This window comes from Pseudomonas sp. R25(2017), from assembly GCF_002112565.1.
GTDB classification, from domain to species: Bacteria; Pseudomonadota; Gammaproteobacteria; order Pseudomonadales; family Pseudomonadaceae; genus Aquipseudomonas; species Aquipseudomonas ekonensis.
Genome location: NZ_NEHZ01000006.1, coordinates 206,477 through 222,405, shown reverse-complemented (window position 1 = coordinate 222,405; position 15,929 = coordinate 206,477). Strand labels below are relative to the sequence as shown.

The 15,929-nt window shown below is 62.7% G+C and carries 17 protein-coding genes; 5 read left to right on the top strand and 12 right to left on the bottom strand.

Annotated features, from left to right (window positions below; genetic code table 11):
• Positions 1 to 101 precede the first annotated feature (101 nt).
• The 8 genes from ruvB to CAG31_RS09990 all read right to left on the bottom strand — a co-directional run bounded on the left by ruvB (position 102) and on the right by CAG31_RS09990 (position 6,678).
• Complete coding sequence (ruvB, locus tag CAG31_RS10025) at positions 102 to 1,163, bottom strand: Holliday junction branch migration DNA helicase RuvB (protein WP_085580463.1); 1,062 nt, start codon at positions 1,161 to 1,163, stop codon at positions 102 to 104.
• The gene (ruvA, locus tag CAG31_RS10020; protein WP_085580461.1) at positions 1,164 to 1,772 is read right to left on the bottom strand and encodes a Holliday junction branch migration protein RuvA; all 609 of its coding nucleotides are present in this window, start codon (positions 1,770 to 1,772) and stop codon (positions 1,164 to 1,166) included. It lies immediately after the preceding gene.
• A gap of 114 nt (positions 1,773 to 1,886) precedes the next feature.
• Positions 1,887 to 2,411 carry a crossover junction endodeoxyribonuclease RuvC gene (ruvC, locus tag CAG31_RS10015; RefSeq protein ID WP_085580459.1) on the bottom strand — a complete coding sequence of 175 codons (525 nt, stop codon included), beginning with the start codon at positions 2,409 to 2,411 and terminating at the stop codon, positions 1,887 to 1,889.
• A gap of 158 nt (positions 2,412 to 2,569) precedes the next feature.
• Entirely contained in the window at positions 2,570 to 3,316 is a 747-nt protein-coding gene (locus CAG31_RS10010) for a YebC/PmpR family DNA-binding transcriptional regulator (RefSeq protein ID WP_085580457.1), read from the bottom strand.
• A 136-nt stretch (positions 3,317 to 3,452) separates the two neighbouring features.
• Positions 3,453 to 5,228, bottom strand: a complete 1,776-nt coding sequence (gene aspS / locus CAG31_RS10005) for an aspartate--tRNA ligase (protein ID WP_085580455.1) — start codon at positions 5,226 to 5,228, stop codon at positions 3,453 to 3,455.
• Between the two features lie 110 nt (positions 5,229 to 5,338).
• Positions 5,339 to 5,560, bottom strand: a complete 222-nt coding sequence (locus tag CAG31_RS10000) for an FmdB family zinc ribbon protein (RefSeq protein ID WP_085580453.1) — start codon at positions 5,558 to 5,560, stop codon at positions 5,339 to 5,341.
• Positions 5,561 to 5,679: 119 nt separating this feature from the next.
• Positions 5,680 to 6,024, bottom strand: coding sequence for a ribbon-helix-helix domain-containing protein (locus tag CAG31_RS09995; RefSeq protein ID WP_085580451.1), 345 nt, complete (start codon positions 6,022 to 6,024; stop codon positions 5,680 to 5,682).
• Positions 6,025 to 6,207: 183 nt separating this feature from the next.
• Positions 6,208 to 6,678, bottom strand: a complete 471-nt coding sequence (locus CAG31_RS09990; protein ID WP_085580448.1) for a Dps family protein — start codon at positions 6,676 to 6,678, stop codon at positions 6,208 to 6,210.
• 309 nt (positions 6,679 to 6,987) lie between these two features.
• Between CAG31_RS09990 and CAG31_RS28845 the strand changes: the two genes are divergently transcribed.
• Positions 6,988 to 7,590 (top strand): cold-shock protein, encoded by a 603-nt coding sequence (locus CAG31_RS28845; protein ID WP_085580446.1) that lies wholly within the window; start codon positions 6,988 to 6,990, stop codon positions 7,588 to 7,590.
• 79 nt (positions 7,591 to 7,669) lie between these two features.
• Here CAG31_RS28845 and CAG31_RS09980 read toward each other — a convergent pair whose 3' ends face one another.
• Together CAG31_RS09980 and CAG31_RS09975 are read right to left on the bottom strand one after the other, a co-directional pair.
• On the bottom strand, positions 7,670 to 7,876 hold the full coding sequence (locus CAG31_RS09980) for a SlyX family protein (protein WP_085580444.1): 207 nt from the start codon (positions 7,874 to 7,876) through the stop codon (positions 7,670 to 7,672).
• 3 nt (positions 7,877 to 7,879) lie between these two features.
• A complete protein-coding gene (locus CAG31_RS09975) occupies positions 7,880 to 8,305 on the bottom strand; it encodes an HIT domain-containing protein (RefSeq protein ID WP_085580442.1) in 426 nt (141 codons plus the stop codon).
• A gap of 878 nt (positions 8,306 to 9,183) precedes the next feature.
• Between CAG31_RS09975 and CAG31_RS09970 the strand changes: the two genes are divergently transcribed.
• Positions 9,184 to 10,539: an OprD family porin gene (locus tag CAG31_RS09970; protein WP_085580440.1), complete on the top strand. Its 1,356-nt coding sequence runs from the start codon at positions 9,184 to 9,186 to the stop codon at positions 10,537 to 10,539.
• 141 nt (positions 10,540 to 10,680) lie between these two features.
• On the opposite strand, the gene CAG31_RS09965 is transcribed toward CAG31_RS09970, so the two are convergent.
• Entirely contained in the window at positions 10,681 to 11,523 is an 843-nt protein-coding gene (locus CAG31_RS09965; protein WP_085580438.1) for a mechanosensitive ion channel family protein, read from the bottom strand.
• Positions 11,524 to 11,660: 137 nt separating this feature from the next.
• On the bottom strand, positions 11,661 to 12,146 hold the full coding sequence (locus CAG31_RS09960; RefSeq protein WP_085580436.1) for a YajQ family cyclic di-GMP-binding protein: 486 nt from the start codon (positions 12,144 to 12,146) through the stop codon (positions 11,661 to 11,663).
• A gap of 140 nt (positions 12,147 to 12,286) precedes the next feature.
• Here CAG31_RS09960 and CAG31_RS09955 point away from each other — a divergent pair, with 140 nt between their 5' ends.
• Genes CAG31_RS09955 through CAG31_RS09945 form a run of 3 tightly spaced genes read left to right on the top strand, consistent with a single transcriptional unit; the run spans position 12,287 to position 15,874 of the window.
• Positions 12,287 to 13,204: a putative 2-dehydropantoate 2-reductase gene (locus CAG31_RS09955; RefSeq protein ID WP_085580434.1), complete on the top strand. Its 918-nt coding sequence runs from the start codon at positions 12,287 to 12,289 to the stop codon at positions 13,202 to 13,204.
• Positions 13,205 to 13,249: 45 nt separating this feature from the next.
• Positions 13,250 to 15,286 (top strand): HAMP domain-containing sensor histidine kinase, encoded by a 2,037-nt coding sequence (locus CAG31_RS09950; protein WP_085580432.1) that lies wholly within the window; start codon positions 13,250 to 13,252, stop codon positions 15,284 to 15,286.
• A gap of 3 nt (positions 15,287 to 15,289) precedes the next feature.
• A complete protein-coding gene (locus CAG31_RS09945; RefSeq protein ID WP_085580430.1) occupies positions 15,290 to 15,874 on the top strand; it encodes a cob(I)yrinic acid a,c-diamide adenosyltransferase in 585 nt (194 codons plus the stop codon).
• The last annotated feature ends 55 nt before the right edge of the window (positions 15,875 to 15,929 follow it).

Sequence of the window (15,929 nt, the reverse complement as noted above, 5' to 3'; positions counted from 1 at the left end):
CAATCGGGGCAGGCAACTGTTTTTCGTTGAACGGTGGCTTCACCGCAAAAGTACCGTCCTCGGACAGCGCAAATGCGGAATAAATCGCCACACGATGTGTATCAATCGTCCAGGGCATCGAGAAACTCGTCTGCCACGGGGGTTTCGCCCATCCGCGACGGAATATTCAGGCCGAAGTGCAGGTACGCATGCCGGGTCACCACCCTGCCCCGCGGCGTGCGCATGATGTAGCCCTGCTGGATCAGGTAAGGCTCCAGCACGTCCTCGATGGTGTGACGTTCCTCGCTGATGGCCGCCGCCAGGCTGTCGATCCCCACCGGCCCGCCGTCGAACTTCTCGATCATGGTCAGCAGCAGCCGCCGATCCTGGTGGTCGAAGCCATGCTCGTCGACATCCAGCAGGTTCAGCGCCAGATCGGCGACGGCCTTGGTGATGTGCCCCTTGGCCCGCACTTCGGCGAAGTCCCGCACCCGGCGCAGCAGCCGGTTGGCGATCCGCGGCGTGCCGCGGGCGCGGCGAGCCACTTCGAACGCCCCGTCCGAATCCAGCGGCAAGCCCAGGATGCCGGCCGAACGGCTGACGATGGTCGCCAGATCCGCCGTGCTGTAGAACTCCAGGCGCTGGACGATCCCGAAACGGTCGCGCAACGGGTTGGTCAGCATGCCCGCCCGCGTGGTTGCGCCCACCAGGGTGAACGGCGGCAGGTCGAGCTTGATCGAACGCGCCGCCGGCCCTTCGCCGATCATGATGTCGAGCTGGAAGTCTTCCATGGCTGGGTACAGCACTTCCTCGACGATCGGCGACAGACGATGGATTTCGTCGATGAACAGCACATCGTGCGGCTCAAGGTTGGTCAACAGGGCCGCCAGGTCCCCCGGCCGTTCGAGCACAGGCCCGGAGGTGCTCTTGATCGACACGCCCATTTCCTGGGCGATGATGTTGGCCAGGGTGGTCTTGCCCAATCCCGGCGGGCCGAAGATCAACGTGTGGTCCAGGGACTCGCTGCGCCCGCGCGCGGCCTGGATGAACAGCTCCATTTGCTCGCGCACGGTCGGCTGGCCGATGTAGTCGGCCAGACTGACGGGGCGAATCGCCCGATCCTGGACTTCTTCGCGCTCACGCGGACTGTGCGTGGCGGCGATCAGACGATCAGCTTCAATCACTTAAATCATTCCCTTCAGGGCGCGTCGGATCATGTCTTCACTGCTCAAGCCTTTCTCCTTGATCGCGGAAATCGCCTTGCTCGCCTCCTGCGGCTTGTAGCCCAGGGAAATCAGCGCGCTGACCGCGTCGTTCTCGGCGTGGTTGACCGGCGCCGGGCCGTCCGGCTGGTTCGGCACCAGCGCAAACATCGCCGGCACGGTCTCCCAGGCCTTGAAGCGGTCCTTGAGCTCGACCAGCAGACGCTCGGCGGTCTTCTTGCCCACGCCCGGCACCTTGGTCAGGGCCGAGGTGTCCTGGGACTGCACGCAGCGGATCAGCTCGTCCACCTCCAGGCTCGACATCAGGGCCAGGGCCAGTTTCGGGCCGACACCATTGAGACGGATCAGCTCGCGGAAAAAGTCTCGCTCACGCTTGCCGGCAAAGCCATAGAGTAACTGCGCGTCCTCGCGAACGACCAAATGGGTGTGCAAGGTCAGCGGTTCACCGACCGACGGCAGGCGATAGAGGGTGGTCATGGGCACTTCCAGCTCATACCCGAGGCCGTTTACATCCAGAATCAGGTGCGGCGGCTGCTTTTCAGCCAGGGTGCCGCGCAAGCGTCCAATCACGTTTCAGATCCTTGAGCGTTGGCCAGCCCATGGCTGGCGGGGGCCGGAACCGGGGAGGCGGGCCGACGGCCCGGGCGCTCGGCCCCCATTCCGGAAAATTGACTGCTGATGCTATCAGAGACGCAGGCGCCCGCCACGACTGCGTGCCGCCCCCAACCCGTGGGGCAGCAGGCTGGCACGGGTGTGCGCATGGCAAATGGCGATGGCCAGGGCGTCCGAGGCGTCGATCTGCGGTTTGCTGGTGAGCTTGAGCATGTGCATGACCATCATCTGCACCTGCTCCTTGTTCGCCGCACCGGTGCCGACCACCGCCTGCTTGACCTGGGTCGCCGTGTACTCGGCGATCTCCAGGCTTTCCTCGGCGCCGGCCACGATCGCCGCGCCCCGGGCCTGTCCCAGCTTCAGCGCCGAGTCGGCGTTGCGCGCCATGAACACCTTTTCGATGCCCATGGTCACGGGGCCGTAGGTCTGGATGATCTCCCGCACACCGCGGTAAACGATCTGCAGCCGTTCGTGCAGCTCGCCGCCGCCGGTGCGGATGCAGCCGGAGGCCACGTACACGCAGCCGCGTCCGGTGTCGCGGACCACGCCGTAACCGGTGATGCGCGAGCCGGGGTCGATTCCAAGGATTAAAGTCATAACGCCTGCGGGTTCGAAAAATCCACGAAATTCAAGATAACGCATTACGAATGCGGGAGCCGGCTTGCCGGCGATGACGTTGTGTCAGGCGACATCAATGCTTGATGCGCCGGCGCCATCGCTGGCAAGCCAGCTCCCGCAGGATTCAATGCAGGATTTCAGTTGAGCTGTGCGGCCACGTCTTCCGGGATATCGGCGTTGGAGTAGACATTCTGCACGTCGTCCAGATCCTCGAGCATGTCGATCAGCTTGAGCACCTTCTCCGCCCCTTCCAGGTCCAGCTCGGCGCTGGTGGTCGGCTGCATGACGATTTCTGCGTCGTCGCCCTTGAAGCCGGCGGCCTCCAGCGCGTTCTTCACGGCATAGAACCCGGAGAACGAGGTGAACACCTCGATGGAACCGTCCTCATGGGCGACGACGTCATCGGCGTCGGCTTCCAGCGCCGCTTCCGTCAGGGCATCTTCGTCGACGCCCGGCGCGAAGCTGATCTGGCCCTTGCGCTCGAACAGGTACGCCACCGAACCGTCGGTGCCGAGGTTGCCGCCGCACTTGCTGAACGCATGGCGCACGGCCGCCGCGGTGCGGTTGCGGTTGTCGGTCATGCACTCGACCATCACCGCCACGCCGCCCGGGCCGTAGCCTTCGTAGGTCAGCTCTTCGACATTGTCGGCCTCGGTGGCGCCTGCGCCGCGGGCGACAGCGCGATCGATGATGTCGCGACTCATGTTCGCGCCCAGGGCCTTGTCCAGGGCCAGGCGCAGACGCGGGTTGGAGCCCGGGTCGCCGCCGCCCTGCTTGGCCGCCACGGTCAGCTCACGGATCCACTTGGTGAAGATCTTGCCTCGTTTGGCATCCTGGCGTTCTTTGCGGTGCTTGATGTTCGCCCACTTGGAATGACCTGCCATATCTCGCTCCGAATTCTCTTTGACACATTGCCCGCCCCGCGAAGCCGCGCCGGCCGGCAAACAAAAATTTCGACCTGTTTTCCAGTCCTTGCAGAATGAAAAAAGGCGCATCCGAAGATGCGCCTTCAGGCCCGTCTTACTCAGCCTTTGGCGTTTCGCGCAAACGGATGTGCAGTTCGCGCAGCGCCTTGGCGTCCACCAGACCCGGCGCCTGCGTCATGACGCACGCCGCGCTCTGGGTTTTCGGGAAGGCGATCACTTCACGGATCGACTGGGCGCCGGTCATCAGCATTACCAGACGGTCCAGGCCGAAGGCCAGGCCACCGTGCGGCGGCGCGCCGTACTTCAGCGCGTCGAGCAGGAAGCCGAACTTTTCTTCCTGTTCCGCTTCGTTGATGCCCAGCAGGCGGAACACCGCCTGTTGCATTTCCTTGCGGTGGATACGGATCGAACCGCCGCCCAGCTCGGTGCCGTTCAGGACCATGTCGTAGGCACGGGACAGTGCGGTGGCCGGGTTGGCCTCCAGCTCCTCAGGCGTGCACTTCGGCGCGGTGAACGGGTGGTGCAGCGCGGTGAAGCTGCCGTCGTCGTTCTCTTCGAACATCGGGAAGTCGACGACCCACATCGGCGCCCACTCGCAGGTCAGCAGGTTCAGGTCGTGGCCGAGCTTGATGCGCAGCGCGCCCAGGGCTTCGCTGACGATCTTGGCCTTGTCGGCACCGAAGAACACGATGTCGCCATCGACCGCACCGACGCGATCGAGGATCACGTTCAGATTGGCTTCAGGGATGTTCTTGACGATCGGCGACTGCAGGCCATCGACACCGGCGGCGCGCTCGTTGACCTTGATGTACGCCAGGCCCTTGGCGCCGTAGATGCCGACGAACTTGGTGTAGTCGTCGATCTGCTTGCGCGGCATGCTCGCCCCGCCAGGGACGCGCAGCGCGGCGATACGGCATTTCGGATCGTTGGCCGGGCCGCTGAACACCTTGAACTCCACGTCCTTGAGCTGATCGGCAACGTCCACCAGTTCCAGCGGAATACGCAGGTCAGGCTTGTCGGAACCGTAGCGGCGCATGGCCTCTTCGAAGGTCATGTGCGGGAACTCGCCGAACTCCAGACCCAGCACTTCCTTGAACAGGGCGCGGATCATGCCTTCGGTCAGGCCCATGATGTCCTTTTCATCGAGGAAGCTGGTCTCGATGTCGATCTGGGTGAATTCCGGCTGACGGTCGGCGCGCAGGTCTTCGTCGCGGAAGCACTTGGCGATCTGGTAGTAGCGGTCGAAGCCGGCCACCATCAGCAGTTGCTTGAACAGCTGAGGCGATTGCGGCAGCGCGAAGAACGAACCGGCGTGGGTACGGCTCGGCACCAGGTAGTCACGGGCGCCTTCCGGCGTCGCGCGGGTCAGGATCGGCGTCTCGACGTCCAGGAAGCCGTTCTCGTCCAGGTAGCGGCGGATGCTGGTGGTCATGCGCGAACGCAGACGCAGCTTCTCGGCCATTTCCGGGCGGCGCAGGTCGATGAAGCGGTAACGCAGGCGGGTCTCTTCGCCGACGTCGGAGTATTCGTTGAGCGGGAACGGCGGGGTTTCCGCCTCATTCAGCACTTCCAGCTCGTAGCCCAGCACTTCGATCATGCCCGAAGCCATGTTCGCGTTGCCGGCGCCGGCCGGACGCAGGCGCACCTTGCCGGTGATCTTGACCACGTATTCGCTGCGCACGCGGTCGGCGGCGGCGAAGGTCTCGGCGCGGTCCGGGTCGAAGACCACCTGGGCCAGGCCCTCACGATCACGGATATCGAGGAAGATCACCCCGCCGTGGTCGCGGCGACGGTGAACCCATCCGCAAAGGGTAACTTCCTGGCCTTCCAGGCTTTCGTTCAGTTGGCCGCAATAATGGCTGCGCATCATGGTAGTGGTTTCGCTTCTCGTAATTCGAAATTCGGTGGAGATCCTGCCGCACCCAAGCGGTGTGCCGACGCCGGAAACTCGCGCGTGTCGTTCGACCCAGGCCCTAAACCCTAGTCAGATTTGTCGCCACCGGCCAGATTCTTCTTCGCGCCGGTCTTGAAATCGGTTTCGTACCAACCGCTGCCACTCAGGCGGAAACCGGGCATGGACAGCAGCTTCTTGAGTGCCGGCGCCTGACAGGCCGGGCAATCGACCAGCGGTGCGTCACTGATCTTCTGAATGGCTTCCAACTGATGACCACAGGAAGCACATTGGTAATCGTACATCGGCATGGCGGGGTGTCTCGGCGAACAGGTTGCCGCCGCATGCAGGGCCGTGCGGCGAAAGGGCGGGATTATAGCCATTAAATTCGCCCTGTGCAGCCGTAGACTGCACAGGGCGGATCAGCCTCTCAACACGGGGGCGATGCCGCGCCCGTCGGGGCCTTGAGCCCGCGCATCACGCACACCACCCGCACCAGCGCGCTGAAGTTCTTCACGCCGCCGTGCCGCAGATGCACTTCCCGGTCCACATGGGAGAGCAGCGCATTGACCGAACATGCGTTGTCCTGCGCCATGCCGCCGAGAATGTTCCAGTAGACCTGCTCCAGCCTCAGGCACGTCGCGAATCCGTTCAGACGCACGGACCGGGACAACGGCCTGATCAATGCCATGTCGAGGCCGTCGTCAAACGGGTCGACCTTCAGTTTCCCCTGCGCGGCGACCGTCCTGTCGCTCCGCCTGTCTCCATCTGCCATATCGTTGACACTCCTTTGCCATCTCTACGTTTTGCCAGGGACAATCTCTGCCCCCTCATAGAAACGCAGCCGCAAAGTTATATCCAGATGACTATTTGACCGTCGCCGTAGGATAAGCCAACGGAAAAAGTCAGAAACAGCAGACCGGCGCGAACGCCCGGCGCAAGCGTCCGCGCCGCCCGGTCAGGCCTCGAGCAGTGCGCGGAGCATCCACGCGGTCTTCTCATGCACCTGCATGCGCTGAGTCAGCAGGTCCGCGGTAGGCTCGTCGCTGACCTTGTCCAGCAGCGGGAAAATGCCGCGGGCGGTGCGGGTCACGGCCTCTTGCCCGGCAACCAGTTGCCGGATCATGTCTTCGGCGCTCGGCACGCCTTCCTCTTCCTTGATCGAGGACAGCCTGGCGTAGGTCGAATAGGCCCCCGGCGCCGGGAAGCCCAGGGCGCGGATGCGCTCCGCGATCAGATCGACGGCCAGGGCCAGTTCGTTGTACTGCTCCTCGAACATCAGGTGCAGCGTGCGGAACATGGGGCCGGTGACGTTCCAATGGAAGTTGTGGGTCTTCAGATACAGCACGTAGGTATCCGACAGCAGCCGGGACAACCCGTCGACGATGGATTTGCGGTCTGCTTCACTGATACCGATATCGATGGCCATGCTTACCCCCTAACGGCGATTGAGTTCATCCAGCAGGTGCAGACCCACTCTAGCAAGCCCGGCGATGCCCCGCAGCCCTGCATCCCGGCGCAGGCTGCGGCAAAACGTCCGGCCGCCCGCCATTGGCCGGGCCGGTTTGAGAACCCGCAATCTTTGCTGTTAAATAGGCAGTGTGTCGCTACGCCCCGTTTTCCGGGCGTTGCGCATAGGCTGATGCCGTGCGCGTGTCCAACGCCTCTTTATCGTTTCGAAGCGAACCGTGCGCCTTCAGCTCTTCCTTGTGAGCCGTCATAACGTGAGTCAATAAAAATGTTGAAAATCGTCCACCTGCTAATGGGCGCAGCAGCCTTGCTGCTGTCCTTCATACCCAGCCTGAGGTCCGAAGCCGTACCTTACCTGCAACAGCCCGATGCCCTGTACCTGGCCCTTTTCGGCCTGCTGAACCTGGTGCTGGCGCCTGTGATCCCGCAATGGAACAAGGGCCCTCGCCAACACCTGCAAAACCTGGCCAGCGCCTTGCTGCTGCTGACCGTGGTCTTGCAGACCCTGACGCTGATCGCGCCGATGCCGGTCATCGCCGGCCAGCCGGCCGTGCTGTTCAGCCTGGCCATCGCCTTGGCCGCCGTGGCGCTGCACTTGGCCGTCGGCTTCCACAAGTCCTCGCCGGCCGCCGCAGCGCCGAGCTACGACATGAGCAACCGCGATACCGGCACGGTGAAGTGGTTCAACACCTCCAAGGGCTTCGGCTTCATCTCCCGGGACTCCGGCGACGATATCTTCGTCCACTTCCGGGCCATCCGCGGTGAAGGCCACCGCGTCCTGGTCGAAGGCCAGCGCGTGGAGTTCTCGGTGATGAACCGCGACAAAGGCCTGCAAGCCGAGGACGTGATCGCAGCTCTCCCCCGCCGCTGATCCGAAGCCTCAAAAAAAACCGCGGACAGCCAAGGCTGCCCGCGGTTTTTTTATTGCCCGCCGAAAAGTACGGCGACACTCAGTAGTGAGGCGGCGGCGCGTCCTCTTCGAAGGAGCCGATCTGGCCGACCAGCTCTTCCTGACGCTTGAGCAGCGCGGCCATCTGCAACTGCAGGCGCTCCACCACCCGCTGCTGCTCCACCAGCACATCGTTCAGCGCCTGGATGGTGTCGTCCTGAAACGCCAGACGGCTTTCCAGATCGGTAACCCGTTGTTCAAGGCTCATGGCTCAGGCCTCCAGAAACGTGAATTCATCACCCAGCACCAGGCGCAGCCGCTCGCGGATGGCCGTCACCTGCGCCGCCTCATAGGGCTTGGCCGGGTGCTTGCCCCAGACCGGCGCCGGCCAGGCGGCGTCATCACGCTTGCGCACGATCACGTGCATGTGCAGTTGGCTGACGACATTGCCCAGCGTCGCGACATTGAGCTTGTCGGCATCGAACGAATCCTTGAGCACCTCGGCCAGGGCGGTGGTTTCCTGCCACAGCCGTTGCTGGTCGGCGACATCCAACTGAAACAACTCGCTGATATCTTCGCGGCGTGGCACCAGGATGAACCACGGATAGTTGGAGTCGTTGGACAGCAGCAAGCGGCAGAGCGGGAAGTCGCCGATCGTCAGGGTGTCCTGTTGAAGTCGTGAATCTAAAGCAAACACTGCGCGCACTCCCGGCTGATCACATTATTCAGCTTAGCGGCCCGTCCCGGGGGCGGCGCGCCAAGCGACCGGACGGCAGCATACCTGCGAATGCCCGATCCTTCACGGCGAACGACGCGGCATCGGGGGACGGCTGCGCTGCCCCGAGATGCGGCATTTGCGCTTTCCTTGCACCAGCAAGCGACGCGCAAGGCAACCGGACGGCGGGAGAATGCAGCCGCGTTCAGGGCTGAACGGCATGAATCCGGTAAGGCCTCAAAATTTTTTGCACCAAAACCGCACAGTGGGTCTACGCTCATTGCTTCGGGCATCCGCCGAATACTCACTGATGGGGTGAACCGGTAACGTTTTTGGTTGTCGCGGGCCAAAACAGCCGTGGCAACACCATAGGATGAATGGCGTCAAGCCCGGTGAAACACGCGCTTGAACGCCCGTATTTACAAGGTTTTCACAGCGACAGGCGGGCGTTTTGAAAAATATCCGCAGCAGAAATGCGGTTTGTGCACGCTTGTTGCATTCGTACTCATATGGTCTATGGGCGCACCACGGGAAGTGGCTACCCCAAGGCCAAAAAAAACAGTGGCAGGGTTGCCCGATGGAGATTCAAGCGTTTTGCCAAGGGACTCTTTTTTACCGATGCTCAAGCCCTGTAAAACAGTGCTGAAGTTGCCAGTCCCATTGCATTCGGACTGTAAATTTGCGACATCTACGAAGCCAATTGCGACAGGGTCGTAAAGAAGCTGAAAGGTTGGATGCGCAAGTATCGCCAACATGGTCGGCGTGATATAAGTTTGCGCCGACACAAAAAGAAAGAGCCGCCCAGATAATAAAACCGGTGGGACGGCAGTACTCTTCTAAAACCAAAGGAGCAAATCACGATGCGCGTGATGAAGTGGAGCATGATCGCACTGGCAGTTGCTGCAGCTGCCGGTTCTCAGTTGGCTACGGCCGCACCGTTTGTTAGTGACCAGGCAGAAGCCAAAGGCTTCGTTGAAGGCGCGAAAGCTGATTTGCTGATTCGCAACTATTACTTCAACCGTGACAACAAAGACGGTGGACGTGACCAGAAAGACTGGACTCAAGGTCTCTGGGGCAACTTCAGTTCCGGTTACACTCAAGGCACCGTAGGCGTCGGCATCGATGCATTCGGCTACCTGGCCATCAAACTCGATGGCGGCGACGGCACCAGCGGTTCCGGCAACATGAGCCGTGACAACCTTCCTGACGCCAACGGCATCCGCCACGCCAACGACAGCCAGGGCAAAGCCGGCGCTGCCGTCAAGTTCCGCATTTCCAAAACCGAGCTGAAAGTCGGCGACATGCAGCCTAGCACCGCTCCGGTCTTCGCTGTCGGCGGCTCCCGCATCCTGCCTCAAACCGCCAGCGGCCTTCAGCTGCAGAGCAGCGAAATCAAAGACCTTGATCTCGAAGCCGGTCACTTCTACTCGGCTACCAGCCAGGACAAGAACGCCCGTGATGGCGAACTGTGGGCAACCTATGCCGGCGTACAAGCTGACTCCATCGACTACTTCGGCGGCAAGTACGGCATTACCGACAACCTCAGCGCTTCGCTGTATGGCGCCAAGCTGGAAGACATCTGGAACCAGTACTACGCCAACCTGAACTACACCATCCCAATGGGTGGTGATCAGTCGCTGAACCTGGACGGTAACATCTACCGCACCACCGACACCGGCAAGGCCAAAGCAGGCGACATCAGCAACACTGCTTTCTCCCTCGCCGCCGCTTACTCGTTCCTGAAAGCACACACCGTGACCCTCGCATTCCAGAAGGTCAATGGCGATACTCCGTTCGACTACATCGGCGTAGGCGGTCACGGTCCATCCAACCGTGGCGGCGACTCGATCTTCCTCGCCAACTCCATCCAGTACTCCGACTTCAACGCCCCTGGCGAGAAATCCGCACAGATCCGTTACGACCTGAAAATGGCCGAGTACGGCGTACCTGGCCTGAGCTTCATGACCCGTTACGTGAAAGGCTGGGACATCGACGGCACCCACACTCCGGCAGGCAGCGCCTACACCGGTCTGTACGGCGAAGACGGCAAGCACAACGAAACCAACTTCGAAGCCAAGTACGTTGTTCAATCCGGTCCAGCCAAAGACCTGTCCTTCCGTATTCGTCAAGCTTGGCACTTCGCCAACGCCGACGAAGGCGAAGGCGACGTGAAAGAGTTCCGTCTGATCGTCGACTACCCGCTGTCGCTCCTGTAATCGCATCCTGTTAGTTTGCGATAACAAACAAAAAGGCCCATCTCTCGATGGGCCTTTTTTATTGCTTGGGCATTGACTCCAAATGAACAACCCGACACCCGACAACTGACCAAAGAGTCAATTGCCGAACTGTCAGTTCATTCACTGCACTGCCGATTCCTGAACCACACGAATCACCCGTTGCGGAAACGGAATATCAATGCCGGCGGTCTTTAAACGGTCGCGGGACAGTTCATTAAACATGAACATCACATCCCAATAGTCTGCGGTCTTGACCCAGACGCGCAGGGAAACAGTGATCGAACTGTCGCCCAGAGTCGAAATAACCGCTTGCGGCGCAGGATCCTGCAACACGCGCTCATCCTTGGCCAACTCCAACAGCACCTGACGGGCCTTTTGCAGATCGGCTTCGTAGTCGACGCCGACATCGAACACGACCTTGCGGGTCGGCTGACGGTTGGTGTTGGTGATGATGCCGTTCGACAGGTTGCCGTTGGGCACGATGATGGTCTTGTTGTCGCCGGTGCGCAGCACGGTGTGGAAAATCTGGATGCTGTCGACGGTGCCGGCCACGCCTTGGGCCTCGATCCAGTCACCGATGCGGAACGGACGGAACAGCAGGATCAGCACGCCGCCGGCGAAGTTCGCCAGGCTGCCCTGCAACGCCAGGCCGATGGCCAGGCCGGCCGCACCGATGGCCGCGACGAACGATGTGGTTTCGACGCCGATCATCGACGCCACGCTGACGATCAGCAGCACCTTGAGAATGATGTTCGCCAGGCTGCTGATGAAACCTTGCAGCGCCAGGTCGGCATTGCGCAGGGCCAGCAGGCCGCCGAGCTTCTGGGTCACCTTGTTGATCAGCCACCAACCGATGGCCAGGGTCACGACCGCCAGCAAGACGCGGCTGCCGTACTCCATGATCATCGGGATCCACGCCTGAGACACCTTGACGAGGTTGTCCACCTCAGCATTCAAATCCATGTTCTATCTCCTGAATTTTCCGGCTACCCGGGCTATAAAAACCAGCGGCAGAAAGACCGGGCCGAAGGGGCCGGATCGTTTCTGCCGCTGCTTGGGCCTCGGACGCCTTAAACGCCGAGAGGTTCCACAATGATGGCTCAGTCGCGGAAGTTGTTGAACTGCAGCGGCATGCCGAATTCCTTGGCGCGCAGCGCCGCGATGGCTTCCTGCAGGTCGTCGCGCTTCTTGCCGGTGACGCGCACTTGCTCGCCCTGGATGGCCGCCTGCACCTTGAGCTTGGCGTCCTTGATGTGCGCGACGATCTTCTTCGCCAGCTCTTTGTCGATGCCTTCCTTGAGCACGGCTTCCTGTTTCATCACCTTGCCCGATGCGAAAGCGTCCTTGACCTCAAGGCACTGCACATCGATCTTGCGCTTGACCAGGGCCAGCTTGAGGATCTCGATCATCGCTTCCAGCTGGAACTCGGCTTCAGCGGTCAGGTTGACGGTCAGGTCCTTGTCCTTGAACTCGAAGCTGCCCTTGCCTTTGAGGTCATAGCGACGATCGAGCTCCTTCACGGCGTTCTCGACCGCGTTGGTGACTTCGTGTTTGTCCAGCTCGGATACCACGTCGAACGACGGCATGTAATCTCTCCAATGAAAAGGCGCGCCCGTACAGGACGCGGCGCGCTTGGCTTGCGGTTAAAATCGGGCTCATTATAACGGGTCTTTTCCCCACCACACGGCGAGCCTTGCATGCCTTTACCCCAGCGAGCGAAAAACTGATGTCCACCCCTTGGCATGTGCTCGGCGCCGGCAGCCTCGGCACCTTGTGGGCCACGCGGCTGGCCCGGGCGGAACGGCCGGTGCGGCTGATCCTGCGTGACGCGGCGCGCCTGCGCGACTACGAAGCGACCGGCGGGCTGACCCTGGTGGAACACGGCGAGCCGGGCACCTGGGCCGTGCCGGCGCAGACGCCGGATCACCCTGAGCCCATCCGGCGGCTGCTGGTGGCCTGCAAGGCCTATGACGCCGAAAGCGCCGTCGCCCGCCTCGCCCCGCGCCTGGCGCCGGATGCCGAGCTGATCCTGCTGCAGAACGGCCTCGGCAGCCAGGAAGCGGTCGCCGCCCGGGTGCCGCACGCACGGTGCATTTTCGCTTCCAGCACAGAAGGCGCCTTCCGCGACGGCGACTGGCGCGTGGTGTTCGCCGGCCATGGCTACACCTGGCTCGGCGACGCCGCGCATCCGGTGGCGCCCATTTGGCTGGACGACCTGAGCGCCGCGAAGATCCCCCACGAGTGGAGCACCGACATCCTCACCCGCCTGTGGCGCAAATTGGCGCTCAATTGCGCGATCAATCCCCTGACGGTGCTGCACGACTGCCGCAACGGCGGCTTGCAGCAGCATGCCTGCGAAGTCGCCACCCTGTGCGCCGAGCTGACCGACCTGCTGGAGCGCTGCGGCCAACCGGCGGCGGCCGACAACCTGCAACAAGAGGTCGAACGGGTGATCCAGGCCACGGCCGCCAACTTCTCCTCGATGCACCAGGACGTGGCGAACCGGCGCCGCACCGAGATCAGCTACCTGCTGGGCCACGCCTGCAAAGCCGCCGAGCGGCACCGGGTGAACCTGCCTCACCTGCATCAGTTGCAGCAGCGCCTGATCACCCATCTGCAACGCCTCGGATTGCCCGGCGATTGAGCAGCGGCTACGCTGGCCACTTGTTCCTTTGCTGCGATAAACCCGATGCCATTGCGCCAGCGCCTCGAAAACCTGCCGGTCGGCCAGAAACTGCTGGCCGCCCTGCTGGTGCTGTTGACCACCGTCCTGCTGGTCGCCAACCTGACCTTCATCAGCGCCGCCTACTACATTTCCCAGGAAAGCATGGCGCCCCAGGCGTTGCAGACCATCGGCCGGCTGGTGTCGAACCCCGCCCTGGTGGCCGATGCCCTGCAATCGCCGCAAAGCGCTGAGCGGCTGCTCAAGGAGCTCGACAGCTATTCGCCGCTGCGCGCCGCCGCCCTGTATGACGGCAAGGGCGAACGCATCGCCCAGGTGCAGCGCGGCGACAAGCTCAGCCTGCCCGAGCGCTACCGGCACATCGAAGCTTGGCAGTTGACCGAATTCCGCAGCAACCAACTGATCACCCTGCCCCGCCCCGGCGCGGCCCCCGGCCACCTGTTGCTGGTGGCCAGCAGCGAACTGCCGGTGGCGTTCTACACCGGCACCCTCACCGCCAGCCTGGGCATCCTGATCTTCAGCGTACTGCTGTGGCTGGTCATCGCACGGCAAATCAAACGCCTGATCACCCGTCCCATCCACCAGCTCGAAGAGCTGTCGCGCCAGGTGACCCGCGAAGAGAACTACGCCCTGCGCGCCTCCCGCGGCAACCACGACGAGATCGGCAGCCTGGCCGAGGCGTTCAATACCATGTTGTCGCGCATCGAGGCCCGCGAGCAGCAGCTCAAGCGCGCCCGCGACGACTCCCAGGCCGCCTACGACCAGGCCCAGGGCCTGGCCGAGGAAACCCGCCACACCAACCGCAAGCTGGAACTGGAAGTCCAGGTGCGCAGCAAGATCGAAAAGAAGCTCACGGGTTTTCAGAACTACCTCAACAGCATCATCGACTCCATGCCCTCGGCCCTGATCGCCCTCGACGAACAGCTCTACGTCACCCAGTGGAACCAGGAGGCCAGCGCCCTTTCCGGCACGCGGCTGGACGAAGCGCTGAACCAGCCGATCTTCCTCGCGTTCGAACCGCTCAAGCCATTCCTGCCGCAGCTCAAGCAGACCGTCGAGCAGCACACCGTGGCGAAGATCGAGCGGGTGACCTGGCTCAAGGACGACGAGCCCAAGCACTACGCCCTCACCTTCTACCCGCTGATGGGCGGCGCCGGGCGCGGTGTGGTGATTCGGATCGACGACATCACCCAACGCCTGTCGCTTGAGGAAATGATGGTGCAGTCGGAGAAGATGCTCTCGGTCGGCGGCCTCGCCGCCGGCATGGCCCACGAAATCAACAACCCGCTGGGGGCGATCCTGCACAACGTGCAGAACATCCGCCGGCGGCTGTCGGCGGATCTGCCGAAGAACCTGGAGCAGGCCGAACTGCTGGGCCTGGAACTGGAGGCGGTCAACCGCTACCTGCAGAACCGCGAAGTGCCGCAACTGCTCGACGGCATCCAGCAGGCTGGCGCCCGGGCCGCGAAGATCGTCACCCACATGCTCAGCTTCAGCCGCCGCAGCACCCGGCAAATGGCCCCGTGCGACCTGCCGGCGCTGATCGACCAGGCCGTGGAGATCGCCGGCAACGATTTCGACCTGGCCATCGGCTTCGACTTCAAGGGCCAGGCGATCGTCCGCCAGTTCGACCCGGCGCTCGGCCCGGTGCCGGGCACCGCCAACGAACTGGAGCAAGTGCTGCTCAACCTGTTGAAGAACGCCGCCCAGGCCATCCACCAGCGCGAAGACGACCGCGAGCCGGGACGGATCACCCTGCGCACCCGGCTGAACCCGCCGTGGGCGGAGATCCAGGTCGAAGACAACGGCATCGGCATGAGCGAGAACGTGCGCAAACGCACCTTCGAACCGTTCTTCACCACCAAGGAAATCGGTCAGGGCACAGGGCTTGGGCTGTCGGTGTCGTACTTCATCATCACCAACAACCACAAGGGCCAGATGGAGGTGCAGTCCACGCTCGGCCAAGGCACTTGCTTCACCCTGCGCCTGCCGCTCGTGCAACCGACCGCCAATGCACCCGAACTGAATCAGATAGCGAGGTAAACCATGGGCTTTCGCCTGTCGAAGATCTACACCCGCACCGGCGACAAGGGCGAGACGGGCCTGGGCGACGGCCGTCGCGTGCCCAAGGATCACCCACGGATCGAGGCCATCGGCGAAGTCGATTCGCTGAACAGCCAAATGGGCGTGCTGCTGGCGGGGCTGATCGCCGAGCGCGGGCAATGCCCGGGGCTCAATGAACTGATCGAGGTGCTTGCGCCCTGCCAGCACCGGCTGTTCGACCTCGGCGGCGAACTGGCGATGCCGGCGTACCAGGCGTTGGACACCGCCGAGGTGGAGCGTCTGGAGGCCGCCATCGATGTCTGGAACGAAGAGCTGGGGCCGCTGGAGAATTTCATTCTGCCCGGCGGCTCGATGCTGATCGCCCAGGCCCACGCCTGCCGCAGCCTGGCCCGCAGCGCCGAGCGACGGTGCCAGCACTTGAATGCCGTGGAACCGCTGGCCGGCGTCGGGCTGGCGTACATCAACCGGCTGTCGGACCTGCTGTTTGTGGCGGCGCGGCTGATTGCCCGTCGCCAAGGGATCGCTGAGATCCTTTGGCAGCCGGCGGCCAAGCCTTCAGGGCAGTAAAAGCCATCGCCAGCAGGCTGGCTCCCACAGTTATCTCGGTTGAATGCAGCCTCTG

Excerpts from the sequence above, each read along its gene's own strand:
- ruvC (WP_085580459.1), bottom strand. The coding sequence starts at position 2,411 with ATGACTTTAATCCTTGGAATCGACCCCGGCTCGCGCATCACCGGTTAC.
- CAG31_RS10010 (WP_085580457.1), bottom strand. The coding sequence starts at position 3,316 with ATGGCAGGTCATTCCAAGTGGGCGAACATCAAGCACCGCAAAGAACGC.
- aspS (WP_085580455.1), bottom strand. The coding sequence starts at position 5,228 with ATGATGCGCAGCCATTATTGCGGCCAACTGAACGAAAGCCTGGAAGGC.
- CAG31_RS10000 (WP_085580453.1), bottom strand. The coding sequence starts at position 5,560 with ATGCCGATGTACGATTACCAATGTGCTTCCTGTGGTCATCAGTTGGAA.
- CAG31_RS09995 (WP_085580451.1), bottom strand. The coding sequence starts at position 6,024 with ATGGCAGATGGAGACAGGCGGAGCGACAGGACGGTCGCCGCGCAGGGG.
- CAG31_RS09990 (WP_085580448.1), bottom strand. The coding sequence starts at position 6,678 with ATGGCCATCGATATCGGTATCAGTGAAGCAGACCGCAAATCCATCGTC.
- CAG31_RS28845 (WP_085580446.1), top strand. The coding sequence starts at position 6,988 with ATGTTGAAAATCGTCCACCTGCTAATGGGCGCAGCAGCCTTGCTGCTG.
- CAG31_RS09980 (WP_085580444.1), bottom strand. The coding sequence starts at position 7,876 with ATGAGCCTTGAACAACGGGTTACCGATCTGGAAAGCCGTCTGGCGTTT.
- CAG31_RS09970 (WP_085580440.1), top strand. The coding sequence starts at position 9,184 with ATGCGCGTGATGAAGTGGAGCATGATCGCACTGGCAGTTGCTGCAGCT.
- CAG31_RS09965 (WP_085580438.1), bottom strand. The coding sequence starts at position 11,523 with ATGGATTTGAATGCTGAGGTGGACAACCTCGTCAAGGTGTCTCAGGCG.
- CAG31_RS09960 (WP_085580436.1), bottom strand. The coding sequence starts at position 12,146 with ATGCCGTCGTTCGACGTGGTATCCGAGCTGGACAAACACGAAGTCACC.
- CAG31_RS09955 (WP_085580434.1), top strand. The coding sequence starts at position 12,287 with ATGTCCACCCCTTGGCATGTGCTCGGCGCCGGCAGCCTCGGCACCTTG.
- CAG31_RS09950 (WP_085580432.1), top strand. The coding sequence starts at position 13,250 with ATGCCATTGCGCCAGCGCCTCGAAAACCTGCCGGTCGGCCAGAAACTG.
- CAG31_RS09945 (WP_085580430.1), top strand. The coding sequence starts at position 15,290 with ATGGGCTTTCGCCTGTCGAAGATCTACACCCGCACCGGCGACAAGGGC.